Origin of the sequence: Lysobacter enzymogenes (assembly GCF_017168095.1) — a bacterium.
GTDB classification, from domain to species: Bacteria; Pseudomonadota; Gammaproteobacteria; order Xanthomonadales; family Xanthomonadaceae; genus Lysobacter; species Lysobacter enzymogenes_D.
In genome coordinates, this window is the sequence record NZ_LXSD01000346.1 from 1 (window position 1) to 12,692 (window position 12,692).

The following is a 12,692-nucleotide window of genomic DNA, read 5'->3' on the forward strand; positions in this document are numbered from 1 at the left end:
CGCGGCCCAGCGCGGCCGGGCGGCCAAGGCCGAGCTGTTGGTCAATGCCGATCTGGCCCTGGCGCGCGAGCTCGGCGTGGGCGCGCACCTGCGCGCGGCGCAACTGCGCGGGCTCCGCGAACGCCCGCTGCCGGCGCAACTGCCGCTGGCGGCGTCCTGCCACGACGCCCGCGAGCTGCAGGCGGCGCAGGCGCTGGGCTGCGACTTCGCCGTGGTCGGTTCGATCAAGCCGACGCCGAGCCATCCGAGTGTGCTGGGCATCGGCTGGGAAGCGTTCGCGGCGCTGCGCGAGTCGGTGTCGCTGCCGATCTACGCCATCGGCGGGCTCGGCGCGCAGGATCTGGGCGATGCGCGCCGGCATGGGGCGCAGGGTGTGGCGGCGATCCGGAGTTTGTGGCCGGCGTGATCGGCATGGGCGGGGTTTGGCCTGGCCTGATCGGAAAGCATCGGGCCTGAAGGCCCTCCCACAAGAACCGGCGCTGGCCGTCGCGATGCAACCGCGGTCGGTTGTTGTCGCAGGCGCTTCGCTGTTGTGGGAGGGCCTTTAGGCCCGATGCCTTTGTGCCAGCCGCCGCGCGCTCAACCCGCCGCCGCAGCCATCGCCCGATAGCGCCGATCCAGCGCCTCCACCTGCGCCTGCAGCGCCTCCAGCGGCCCGTCGTTGACCACGATATCGTCCGCCACCGCCAGCCGCGCTTCGCGCGTGGCCTGAGCGGCGATCATGCGCGCGGCCAGTTCGGCGTCGATGCGGTCGCGCTGCATCACCCGCGCCTGTTGCACGGCGGTGGGGACATCGACCACCAGCACCCGATCCAGCCAGGGATAGGCCTCGCGGCCGCCTTCGGCCAGCAGCGGGATCGCGGCGATCGCGTACGCGCCCGGCGCCTGCGCGCACTGCGCCTGCAGCATCGCCCGCACGCGCGGATGGACGATGGCTTCCAGCCGCTTGCGCGCGGCCTCGTCGGCGAACACCAAGCGGCGCATCGCCGCGCGGTCCAGGCCGCCGTCGGCGTCGAGCACTTGCGCGCCGAAGGTCGCGGCGACTTCGGCCAAGCCATCGCTGCCGGGCGCTACCGCGGCGCGCGCGGCCAGATCGGCATCGGCGACGAAGACGCCCAGCGCTTCGAAGCGCCGGGTCGCCTCGCTCTTGCCCGAAGCCACGCCGCCGGTGACGCCGACGCAGAAGCCGGCCATCAGCCCAGTCCGGAGTAGGACAGGTAGGCCTGCAGCAGGCTTTCGCCCCAGAAGAATACGATCCAGCCGGCGATGGCGAGATAGGGCCCGAACGGAATCGGGATGCCCATGTCGCGGCCCTTGATCGCGAGCCAGATCGAACCGATCACCGCGCCGACCAGCGACGACATCAGGATCACCGGCAGCACGCCCTTGAGCCCGACCCAGGCGCCGATCGCGGCGAGCAGCTTGAAGTCGCCGCCGCCCATGCCGTCGCGCGGGTCCTTGACCCGTTTGACCACCACCTGGTACTGCCGGTAGATCCAGTTCACCAGCCACAGGCTGCCGTAGCCGGCGATCGCGCCGAGCACGGCCGGCTTGACCGGGAAATACAGGTTGTCGCTGGCGGCGATGATGCCCAGCCACATCAAGGGCAGGGTGAGCTTGTCGGGCAGGTACTGCGTGCGCAGGTCGATGCCCGACAGGATGATCAGGAAGCTGGTGAACACCATCGCCCCGAAGCCCTGCCAGCCGAAGCCGAAGCGGGCGACGCAGGCCAGGATCAGCAGCATCGTCAGCAGCTCGACCGCGGGGTACTGCATCGAGATCGGAGTCTTGCAGTAGCGGCAGCGCCCGCGCAGCGCGAGGTAGCTGAACAGCGGAATGTTCTCGAACCAGGCGAGCTGGTGCTTGCAGTGCGGGCAGTGCGAACGCTCGACCACGATGCCGGGCGGCGGCGGGTCGTAGACCTCCGGCAGCTCCAGGGCCTCGCGCGAATCCTTCTTCCATTCCCACTCCAGCCGCTTGGGCAGGCGCAGGATGACCACGTTGTAGAAACTGCCGAGCAGCAGCCCGAAACCGGCCGCGAGCGGGTACCCGAGGCCGGGGTTCTGATCTAGGAATGCCATGCGGTGAGGATATCGCCGATCAGATCGTCGCGGCCAGCTTGAAGATCGGCAGGTACATCGCCACCACCATGCCGCCGACGATGACGCCCAGGATGATCATGATCAGCGGTTCCAGCAGGCTCGACAGCGCGTCGACGGCGTTGTTGACCTCCTGCTCGTAGAACTCGGCGACCTTGACCAGCATGGTGTCGAGCGCGCCGGCCTCTTCGCCGATCGCGGTCATCTGGATCACCATGTGCGGGAACAGGTTGACCTGCTTCATCGCCATGTTGACCTGGTAGCCGACCGAGACGTCGTCGCGGATGCGGTAGACCGCCTTCTCGTAGACCACGTTGCCGGTGGCGCCGGCGACGGTGTCCAGCGCTTCCACCAGCGGCACGCCGGCGCGGAAGGTCACCGCCAGGGTGCGGGCGAAGCGCGCGACCGCGGCGTTGTGCAGGATCTGTCCGACCACCGGGATCTTCAGCATCGCCCGGTCGAGGAAATGGGCGAAGGCGGGGGAGCGGTTCTTGGCCATGATGAAGGCCGTGATTGCGCCGGCGATCAGTATCAGCACCAGCCACCACCACTTAATCATGAAATCGCTCATGCCGATGACCATCAGCGTGAACGCCGGCAGGTCCGCACCGAAGTTCTTGAAGGTCTGCTGGAACTGCGGCACCACGAAGATCAGCAGGATCGCGCTGACCAGGATCGCCACCGCGACCACCGTGGCCGGGTAGAACAGCGCCTTCTTGATCTTGCCCTTCAAGGTCTCGATGTTTTCCTTGTAGGTCGCGACCGTGTCGAGCACGGTTTCCAGCACACCGGCCGATTCGCCGGCCTTGACCAGGTTGCGGTAGAGCTCGTCGAACTGGACCGGGTGCTTGCTCATCGCCTCGTACAGCGACAGGCCGCTTTCCAGGTCTGCGCGGATGGCGTTGAGCAGCTTCTTCATGCGCGGGTTCTTGTGGCCCTCGCCGATGATCTCCAGCGAGGTCACGATCGGCACGCCCGACTTCATCATCGTGGCGATCTGGCGGCTGAAGATGGCGATGTCGCCGGGCGTGATGCGCTTGCCGGCGGCGCCGAACAGCGGCTTGCCCTTGGGCTTGACCACGTTCGGCGTGATGCCCTGGCGGCGCAGTTCGGCGCGCAGCAGGTGGGCGTTCTTGGCCGCCTGCTCGCCCTTCATCTTGATGCCGCGCTTGTCGGTGCCCTGCCAGACGAACACTTCCAGGGGATTTTCGCGACGGACCGGGGGGGCGGTCTTGGTGGCGGCGCGAGTGGCGGATCGGGTCGCGGACATGGATTAGTCCTTGGTTACGCGGTTGATTTCGGCCAGGCTGGTGACGCCGTTGAGCACCTTGACCAGGGCCGAGCGGCGCAGATCGCGCACGCCGGACTTGGTGGCGGCGGCGGCGATCTGCATCGCGTTGCCGCCTTCGAGCACGATCGCCTGGATTTCTTCGGTCATCGGCATGACCTGGTAGATGCCGGTACGGCCCTTGTACCCCTCGGTGCAGTCGGGGCAGCCGACCGGTTCGAACAGGGTGATGCCGGCGGCGACTTCTTCGGGGGTGAAACCTTCCGCCAGCAGCGCGTGCTCGGGCAGATGAACCTCGCGCTTGCAGTCGTGCAGGCGCCGGGCCAGGCGCTGGGCGATCACCAGGGTCACCGAGGAGGTGATGTTGTACGGCGCCACGCCCATGTTCATGAGGCGCGCGATGGTCTGCGGGGCGTCGTTGGTGTGCAGCGTGGACAGCACCATGTGGCCGGTCTGCGCGGCCTTGATGGCGATTTCGGCGGTCTCGAGGTCGCGGATTTCGCCGACCATGATCACGTCCGGATCCTGGCGCAGGAAGCTGCGCAGCGCGGCGGCGAAGGTCATGCCGCGCTTGACGTTCATCTGCACCTGGTTGATGCCCGGCACGCGGATTTCGACCGGGTCCTCGACCGTGGAGATGTTGCGCTGATCGTCGTTGAGGATGTTGAGCGCGGTGTACAGCGACACCGTCTTGCCCGAGCCGGTCGGGCCGGTCACCAGGACCATGCCGTAGGGCTTGACCACCGCGTTGACGAACAATTCTTTCTGGTCGTCCTCGTAGCCGAGCTTCTCGATGCCCAGCCGCGCGGCCGAGCCGTCGAGGATACGCAGCACGATCTTCTCGCCGAACAGGGTCGGCAAGGTGCTCATGCGGAAGTCGATCTGCTTGGTCTTGGACAGGTTGAGCTTGATGCGGCCGTCCTGCGGCACGCGCTTCTCGGCGATGTCCAGCTGCGCCATGACCTTCAGGCGCGCGGCGATGCGCGAGTGCAGCTTGTTGGGCACCTTGGCGACCTGCTTGAGCAGGCCGTCGATGCGCAGGCGCACGCGGTATTCGGTTTCGTAGGGCTCGAAGTGGATGTCCGAGGCGCCGCGGCGGATCGCGTCGACCAGCACCTTGTTGACGAACTTCACCACCGGGGTGTCGTCGCCCTTGGCGTCGACGCCGCTGTCGCCGCCGGCGGACAGGCCCTCGTCGTCCTTGCCGACTTCCAGGGTGTCCAGGCCCTCGCCGTCGCCGGTAGCGTCGCCGAGGCTGTCGTTGGTGTCCATCCAGCGGTCGAGCGTGGACTTGATCAGGTCCTCGTCGACCAGGATCGCCTCGATCACCAGGTTGGTCTGGAACTTGATCTCGTCGAGCGCGCGGCTGTTGGTCGGGTCGGCCAGGCCGATGAACAGCTTGTTGCCGCGTTTGAACAGGGGCAAGGCGTTGTGCTTGCGGACCAGTTCTTCGCTGATCAGGCGCGAGGCCGACTGGGTCGGATCCATCGCGGAGGCGTCGAACAGCGGCACGCCGAACTCGATGGAGTTGGCGGCGGCGAGCTGGGCCGAGGTGGCCAGCCGGTTCTCAGCCAGGTATGAGGCCAGCGGCTTGCGCTCGGCGCTGGCCGCGGCCATGGCTTCGCGGGCCTTGACCTCGTCCAGGGCGCCGTCCATGACCAAACGCCGGGCAATGCCGGTGATTCCCACCAGGTTGGCAGTAGCGGTGGACATCTCAGCCCTCAGTTTTCCCCACCCTGACTTTACCGCAATCTCAGGTCGTAGCGAGCGGAACGGCGTCGCTATTCTGCGGTCGGCCCGTGTCGGGTCCAACCCGGACAAGGTATCCTCCGCCACGGGGAGGTGGCATGTCTATTTCTATCGTTTTGCCGGCCAAGAACGAGTCGGAGGGGCTGCGCCGTACCTTGCCGGCCCTGCGTGCGGCGCTGCCGGACGCGGAAATCATCGTGGTGGACGACGGTTCGACCGACGAGACGGCTCAGGTCGCCGCCGAACTCGGGGCCCAAGTCCTCTCCTCCCCCTATTCGATGGGCAACGGTGCTGCGATCAAACGCGGCGCACGTGCGGCCCAGGGGGAGATCATCGTGTTCATGGATGCCGACGGGCAGCACGACCCGGCGCATATCCCTTTGCTGCTGGAACCGCTCGGGCGGGGGTACGACATGGCCGTGGGGGCGCGCAACGCCAACGGTCAGGCCAGCGTCGGCCGCGGAGTCGCGAACGCCTTCTACAACCGCTTGGCCAGTTGGATGACCGGTCGGCCGATTCTCGACCTCACCTCCGGGTTCCGCGCGGTGCGCGCCGGCAAGTTCCGCGAATTCCTGCACTTGCTGCCGAACGGCTTCAGCTACCCCACCACCAGTACCATGGCGTTCTTCCGCAGCGCCTATCCGGTGGCCTATGTGCCCATCCACGTTTCCCGCCGAGTCGGCACGAACAGTCATATTCGTCCCTTGCGCGACGGCGTGCGGTTCTTGCTGATCATCTTCAAGATCGCAACGCTCTACTCACCGCTGAAGCTGTTCGCTCCCGCCGGTATGGCGTTTTTCTTCACCGGCCTGGGCTACTACGCCTGGACGTACACCATGCATGGGCGTTTCACCAACATGTCGGCGCTTCTGTTGAGCGCATCGGTCATCATCTTCTTGATCGGGCTGATTTCAGAGCAGATCACCAGTCTGACCTACCGTCGGGACTGAGGGGCGACGCGTGCTGGTTTACGTCGTCGGAACGAAAGCGCAATACATCAAGATGGCTCCCGTCATCGCCGAGACGGCGCGCCGCCAGATTCGCTATTCGTTGGTGTTCACCGGGCAGCATCGGGAAACCTTCGACGAACTGCAGCGCAATTTTTCCTTGACGGGGCCGGATCACGTGCTGGTGCCGGGCGAGGAAGTAAAGACCAGACTGTCGTTCCTGTCTTGGGGCCTGCGCGCCTGGCGTCGGGCCGGTGCTCGTGAGTTGCGCGATGACGTATGGAGTCAGGCGCGCGCGGTCGTGGTGCATGGGGATACGGCGTCGACGCTCTTGGGCGCTTTGATCGCCAAACGGTTCTCCCTGCCGCTCGCGCACGTTGAGGCGGGCTTGCGCTCTTTCGATCTCCTGCATCCGTTTCCGGAGGAGGCGATACGAATTCTCGTCTCCAAGATGACCGCTTTGCATTTGTGCCCGGATCGGGTGTCGCTGGGCAATCTCGCTGGCGCCAGGGGCGAGAAGGTGCTTACGCACGGCAACACCATGATCGATTCGCTGCGTGTCGCGCAGTCTTCCGTGGCTCAGGAGCCGTCGTCGTCGGGCGAACCTTATGCGGTTTTTTCGATGCATCGGCAGGAGAATCTGTTCAAGAAACGACGATTGACTCGGGCGCTGGCCGTGTTGCGCGAGCTCGCAGGCGAAGTGATGCCGGTCAAGTTCGTGCTGCATCCAGTTACTCGGAAGCGACTGGGCAAACTCGGTCTGCTCGCAGAGGTAGGGACGTGGCCCGGTGTGAGCTTGGTCGATCGGATGGATTTCGTATCGTTCAGTCGACTGATCCGCGGAGCCCGCCTGGTGGTGACCGATGGCGGTAGCAACCAGGAGGAGTGCGCTGCATTGGGCATTCCCTGTGCTCTGCTTCGTAGGGCGACGGAGCGAGGGGATGGGCTGCAAGAGCAAGGTGTCCTGCTTGCCGACCTGGACGCTCCCCGAATCGTAAGTTTCGCGCGCGAAGCGGCGTCACGCCGGTTCACGCAACGACCACTGGCCGATTCGTCGCCGAGCCGCGAGGTGGTCGATGCGCTGTGTCGTATGACAGGGATGGGGGCGGGCGAATGCGTTTGATCGTCCGCTTCGATGTCGACACATGGTCGTGCGCTCATAGGGGCATGCCATTCCTTGTCGATCTGGCTCGCACGCTGGATGCGCGCTTCAGCTTCATGGTCAACATGGGGCGAGCGGTTTCGCGGACGATGACGCTAAGCAAGGGGTTGCGGCGTCGGTTCGGCGACGCGCAGCCGATGGCGATCTGCGCGGCCAAGCTCGGTTCGGTCGGGCGCATGGGTTTGCCGGCTTATCTGCACACCGCGATAATCAATCCGCAGGTGGGAAGCAGTGCGCATGCCATCCTGCATCGCGCGCTGAAGGATGGACACAGTCTCGGGCTGCATGGCGGTCGCAACCATGGCGAGTGGCAATGGGGCGCTCAGTTCTGGGATCGGCAGCGTCTTCAGGCGGAGGTTGCTTGGGGCGTGGCCGCGTTCGAGAAAGCGGGATTGCCACGGCCGACGAGCTTTTCTTCTCCGGGTTGGAATTCACCGCCGCTGTTGCCGGACGTGCTGCTTGAACAAGGTTTCGCCCAATTGCATGACCGTCATGTTCCGGGCGAGTTGAACCCACCCAGCTACGGGCAAGAGGACGGACTGGTCGAGCTGAATACGGCATTCGCCGGGGAGCCGGGTGGAATCGGGTTCTTCGAAAATGCATGGGTCCGCGATTCGTCGGCCGAGCGCTTGGCGGATGAGGTAGCGTCTTGCTTGCAGATCGAGCCCGATTCGATCGGCATGGTTTACGACCATCCAGTGTTCTGCGCCGGCAAGGGACAAGTACTGTTTTCAAAGACGATAGAGCGACTTCGCGAGCTAGGCGTGGAGCTGATCGCCTCCTGCGAAGGAGGGGGCAAGTGAAGCCGCACGAGTGGGATAACCTGTTCGACGAAAACATCGGGCGCTATCGCAGGGCGCGTCCGAAGCGGGGTCAATATCTGGCGGACTTCCTGCATGCAAACGACATTCAGCCCGAAAGCATCCTTGAAATGGGAGCGTTTAGCGGCAAGGACGTCCGTTACCTGTCGCAGCGGTTCGAGCGAGCCCTCTGCTGCAGTCTGGACAAGGAGCGGGCTGTCTTCGACGCCGCGGCGGTAGCGGATACTTCCTGCGTGGTCGCCGATGCTTTCAGGATGCCGTTCTGCGATCGCGCCTTCGAGCTGAGTTTTCACAGCGGTTTGATCATCGTGTTCGACGACGCCCAGTCGGCGCGCATCATACAAGAGCAGGTCCGGGTGACTTCGAAGTACGCAGTGGTCTTTGCGCATAATCGTTGGAATGCCCTGGATGTGGCCGTATCCACGTTCAAACGGATACGTGGCGATTCGCTGTTTCGCTATCGTCGTTTCACCAAGGCGCTGTTGCGGGCGATGGCACCAGCTGGAACCGAGGTGGTGGCCTTGGAGTATGTCGACAATATGCTGGTGAATCTCGCGAACCGGCGGGCTCCGCGGCTGGTTGGAGTCGCATCCTGGCTGAGCCGGGCGGCGACAGCGCCGTTGTGCAACGAAGTCGTGATGGTGCTGCGCATCCTATGAAACATATCGTCCTGGGAGGGCGCGCCAATGGCCTGGGCGTCGTCAGGCGGTTGCGCCATGCCGGGCGAGGTGGGCACGTCGTGGACTTGGATCCTCGCGCTGTTTGCAGTGTGTCCAACGCGGTCGAACGTTTCCACGTCGTCGAGGCGGATGACGAGTCCATCGTCGCCAAGCTGCTTGAGCTGAGCGCAGAACAGGGCGCGGTGGCGTACTGCACGGACGATCGCTGGAACGCGTTCGTCGTACGCAACTCGGCGAGGCTGCATGCGGCCGGCATCAAGTTTCCGTTTTCCAGTATCCATGCGATGGAGCTGGTTGCCGATAAGCTGCATTCGGCGCAAGCGCTCGCGGACATAGTCGATATCCCGCGTACCCGCGCGTACGACGGCCTCGATGCTGGGGTGGATGAGATCGTCAAGCCTAGGTTTCCTTTCGAAGGCTTTCGGATCAGGAAAAAAGGAGCGAATGCTCGAGATGTTTCGATTGCGTTGGCCCAGGGCGAATCGTTCGTTGCGCAAGAGCGCATCGTATCGCCACTGCGCGAGCATTTTTCCCTGTGCGGAGTGCGCGGCTCGAAAATCGTCGGTGCCTTGACCTTTGCCAAGGTGTTGGAATACCCGCATCCTGGGGGAACCTCGACACTGTCGGTTGTGGACACGGATGCCGAGGTCCACGGCGAACTCATGCAGTTGTCGGACCGCCTGCTCGCTTATCTGGATTACTCAGGAATATTCGAGATCGAATTCATCCGGTGCGCCGAGCGAGCACGCTACTACATGATCGACATCAACCTGCGCTTCTGGCTGCAGCACGAGCTGGGAGCGCTGCTGGGGGTCGATTATGTGCGCTTGTACGCGGACCTGGTCACGGGCGGGGAGATGGAGCAGCCGACGGTGCGGCGCGGTCGGGTGGCTTGGGTGCATGAGGGATTTCCGTTGTCCCTGGCTAGCGACTGGCCCAGCCTTCCGGCCGCGATCAAGGCCCTGGTTACAAGGCGTTGGCTGATGGCGCATTTTCGCCTGACCGACCCTCGTCCGGCGCTGAGGCTTCTAGGTGTTTGAACGTCGCTGGCTCCGTTTGGCGCTGTTCCTGGCCGCGATTGCCGGCATCGGCTGGTATTGCGCGGCAAATCCGGAAGTATTGTCCCGGGCCGTTCGGTTCGGCTGGTCGAACGTAGCGATATTGGCGCTGTCGTACTCGCTCAGCCACGTACTCAATGCGTTGATCCTCAAGGCGGGATTGGAGCCACCTTATGAGGTCCAGTTGTCGGGCCTGATGGGCATCAATATGACCTCGTCCTTGGCCGGCTACCTTACGCCGCTTCGGGTGGGAGGGCTGGGTACTCGGCTGGTGATGCTCGGTGCGCGCTACAAGGTGTCGCCCGGCTATGTGGTTGGGCAGTTCCTGCTCGTCACTCTGCTGACGATAGGGCTCAGCGCGATCATGTTCGTGATCGTAGTGCTGGCTCAGGGAGCGCAGATGCTGGAGCGCTATCGTGCGGCGGTAGGCGTTATGACACTGGTTGGTGCGGGCGTCGTCTTCACGTGCGTGGCCCTGTCCATGGAGACGCTCTATTCCCGGATACGTTTTCTGCTCCCAAGCGCCCTGGTTGGCGTCCACAACGCGATGTCGCGGCCGGCTCGCAGTCAAATCAAGATCGTGGCTTTGCTGGCGCTGTCTTTCTTGCTGCAGGTTCTGCAGACGCAATGGCTGATGATTTCGGTGGGCATCGGCGGCGACTGGGTGTTCTCGGCCCTGGTAAGCGCAGCGGCGAACCTGATGCTGGTGTTGTCGTTGACGCCGGGCAATCTGGGCGTGAAGGAGGCCTTGCTGGGTTCATTGTCTGTCGCGTTCTCGATCGATGAGAACGCGTTTGTCGGGGCGCTGCTGGTCGACCGTTTCGTGCAGGTGGCGGTCCTGACGGCCGGAGCGCTACTTTACTTTTTCATCGATCGGTCGCGGCCGCTTCCGCGGCCTTAGCGATGCGCGGCGGCTGAGCATGCCGCGCATCGCCTGCCTGCCTGAGCCTCGATCAGGGCATCTTTGCGATCAGTGCCCGAATGCTGTCGAGTTCCTGATTGGCCATCGTTTCATACTGACGGACCCGAGCAGAGACTTCCTTCAGAGTTCTATCGGCCGCTTCCTTGTGTCCGTTATGGACATAGATCCGCGCCAGGAACGCCCCCATTGCTGGGTCGGAACCGCCTCCGCGCCAAGCCTTCTCGGCATGCATTTGTGCGCGTTCCCAGCGGTCGGCGCGCACATTGGCCTTCGCTGCAGACATGCGCATCATCGCCTTGGCCTTGGATCTTTCGGGTTGCGCCTCGGCCTGGGCGAGCAAGCGTTCGATGCTGTCGGCGATACGCGTGTAAGTGATCTGCGGTCCGCAGCTTTCGGCCTGGACGGTGCTCATCAGCGTGTCGTAGCTCAACGCATCCGACATCCGGACTGGCGGCGAAAATTCACGTTCTGCAGTAGCAAGATAGGCCGCCGAGCCATTCTTCTTCTCCAGGCAGTCGACCACGATCAGGCTTACCCAGCCTTGCAGGCGGGCCGGCTGATTCTTGTCATCGGCGATCGTGCGCAGAGCAATGCGAGCCCCATCGAAATGCTGCTGTCGAAGCTCCAGTTCCGCTTTCATCATCAAGGCGCGAATCGACTTGGGCCGGCCGGCCAGCGCCTGATCGGCCAGGCTTTCCTCGCTGCGCCAGGTCTGGACTTGTCCCCAGGTGACCCAGGCGAACATCGCCGCGACCAGGGTGGCGACGATGGGGCCGATCTTGGCATATCGCTCAGGCGAAGCGATGGACCGCGGCACCAGATCCCATAGCCCAATCACAGCGACTATCAATCCGATCATCGGCAGATAATTGCGGTGCTCAAAATAGATCTCCAGCGGCAGAAACGACGATTCGACGCCATGACCGACCAAGAAAAACAGCCAGCCCGCGAAGAAACTCGGCGCCCGCTTACGCAACACAATCGCTGCGATGGTGATGGCGGCTAGGCCAAGCAAGCAGAGCAGCGTGGTGGACGGAGCGAGCAATCCGTGCGAAATCTGGAAGTCGTCGACCATGACGCCCATACGCTCGCCGCGCGGAACGAGGATGAGCCCGATGTATTCGAACAAAGCACGCGGCTGAGTCAGCAGTCGCTCGGTCAAACTGAAGTCGCGGGCGTAATAGCCCGACAGGAACTGATCGGGATTGCGCAGCACCAGGGCGCCGACGAGGAGCCCGGGAAGCAAGAGGAAGAACCCATAGAAAACACCGACCGCGCGAGGGCGCGGGCGCTGCTGAAAGTAGGCCAGTTCGAGCACCAGGCATAGCGCTGGTGCCACGGCGGCGTTTTCCTTGCTCAGCACCCCGGCGAGGGTAGCGAGCGGGAGGGCGACGAACAGGCCCCAGAAGGCAGCGCGACGTTCGCCCTGATCGAGCTTGGTTCGGGACGACAGGTAAATCCACAGCGCAGCCAGGGTGAACAGGCTGCTGAGTTGGGCCATGCGCTGTACGGCGTACAGCACCGTGCTGACGTTGAGCGGGTGGATCAGCCACAGTCCCGCGACGATCACGCCGATGAGATTCGCATGCGGGGCCATCCGCTTGTCCAGGGCCAGCATGCGGCTAGTGACCTGCCAGGCCAGAAGGCCGCAGGCCAGGTGAATCACCAGATTGCCGAACTTGAAGGGGAACGGGTGCATGCCGCCGGTGGCGGCGGAGAACATGAAGCTGGCCATCGATACCGGCCGCCCCAGCATTCCGGAAGAGTTGTTGCTCAGCACCTCGCGAGCGCTGGAGCTTCCGTCGAGCCAGTTCTGCAGCGGAGAAAGATTGAACGCGTCGTCGAGAATGAAGGGGCCCTTGAGCCCAGCCCAGTACAAGGCAAGGGTCGCTAAGGTGGCGATGTAAAACAATGCGCGTGAACTGAGTTGGGACATGCCGTTGCTCGAAGCGTAGGAATTAGGAAG

General features: G+C 63.9%; 12 protein-coding genes. 7 read left to right on the forward strand and 5 right to left on the reverse strand.

The window, feature by feature from the left end; genetic code table 11:
• On the forward strand, positions 1–406 hold a 406-nt coding region (locus A7A76_RS12740; protein WP_206411534.1), incomplete at its 5' end, for a thiamine phosphate synthase.
• A gap of 173 nt (positions 407–579) precedes the next feature.
• Here A7A76_RS12740 and coaE read toward each other — a convergent pair.
• Genes coaE through pilB form a run of 4 tightly spaced genes read right to left on the reverse strand, consistent with a single transcriptional unit; the run spans position 580 to position 5,100 of the window.
• Complete coding sequence (gene coaE / locus A7A76_RS12745) at positions 580–1,194, reverse strand: dephospho-CoA kinase (RefSeq protein ID WP_206411535.1); 615 nt, start codon at positions 1,192–1,194, stop codon at positions 580–582.
• Complete coding sequence (locus tag A7A76_RS12750; RefSeq protein WP_096376938.1) at positions 1,194–2,081, reverse strand: prepilin peptidase; 888 nt, start codon at positions 2,079–2,081, stop codon at positions 1,194–1,196. The genes coaE and A7A76_RS12750 overlap by 1 nt, the downstream gene beginning before the upstream one ends.
• Positions 2,082–2,100: 19 nt before the next feature.
• Positions 2,101–3,369, reverse strand: a complete 1,269-nt coding sequence (locus A7A76_RS12755) for a type II secretion system F family protein (RefSeq protein WP_206411536.1) — start codon at positions 3,367–3,369, stop codon at positions 2,101–2,103.
• 3 nt (positions 3,370–3,372) lie between these two features.
• Positions 3,373–5,100 (reverse strand): type IV-A pilus assembly ATPase PilB, encoded by a 1,728-nt coding sequence (pilB, locus tag A7A76_RS12760; protein WP_206411537.1) that lies wholly within the window; start codon positions 5,098–5,100, stop codon positions 3,373–3,375.
• A gap of 134 nt (positions 5,101–5,234) precedes the next feature.
• Between pilB and A7A76_RS12765 the strand changes: the two genes are divergently transcribed.
• Genes A7A76_RS12765 through A7A76_RS12790 form a run of 6 tightly spaced genes read left to right on the forward strand, consistent with a single transcriptional unit; the run spans position 5,235 to position 10,705 of the window.
• Positions 5,235–6,086: a glycosyltransferase family 2 protein gene (locus A7A76_RS12765; protein ID WP_206411538.1), complete on the forward strand. Its 852-nt coding sequence runs from the start codon at positions 5,235–5,237 to the stop codon at positions 6,084–6,086.
• Between the two features lie 10 nt (positions 6,087–6,096).
• Positions 6,097–7,206, forward strand: a complete 1,110-nt coding sequence (locus A7A76_RS12770) for a UDP-N-acetylglucosamine 2-epimerase (protein ID WP_206411539.1) — start codon at positions 6,097–6,099, stop codon at positions 7,204–7,206.
• Positions 7,197–8,048, forward strand: a complete 852-nt coding sequence (locus tag A7A76_RS12775; protein WP_206411540.1) for a hypothetical protein — start codon at positions 7,197–7,199, stop codon at positions 8,046–8,048. The genes A7A76_RS12770 and A7A76_RS12775 overlap by 10 nt, the downstream gene beginning before the upstream one ends.
• Positions 8,045–8,725, forward strand: a complete 681-nt coding sequence (locus A7A76_RS12780) for a hypothetical protein (RefSeq protein ID WP_206411541.1) — start codon at positions 8,045–8,047, stop codon at positions 8,723–8,725. The genes A7A76_RS12775 and A7A76_RS12780 overlap by 4 nt, the downstream gene beginning before the upstream one ends.
• Complete coding sequence (locus tag A7A76_RS12785; RefSeq protein ID WP_206411542.1) at positions 8,722–9,786, forward strand: hypothetical protein; 1,065 nt, start codon at positions 8,722–8,724, stop codon at positions 9,784–9,786. Before A7A76_RS12780 ends, A7A76_RS12785 begins: the two co-directional genes overlap by 4 nt.
• 16 nt (positions 9,787–9,802) lie before the next feature.
• A complete protein-coding gene (locus A7A76_RS12790) occupies positions 9,803–10,705 on the forward strand; it encodes a lysylphosphatidylglycerol synthase domain-containing protein (RefSeq protein ID WP_206411543.1) in 903 nt (300 codons plus the stop codon).
• Between the two features lie 52 nt (positions 10,706–10,757).
• Here A7A76_RS12790 and A7A76_RS12795 read toward each other — a convergent pair whose 3' ends face one another.
• Entirely contained in the window at positions 10,758–12,662 is a 1,905-nt protein-coding gene (locus A7A76_RS12795) for a hypothetical protein (RefSeq protein WP_206411544.1), read from the reverse strand.
• Between the last annotated feature and the right edge of the window lie 30 nt (positions 12,663–12,692).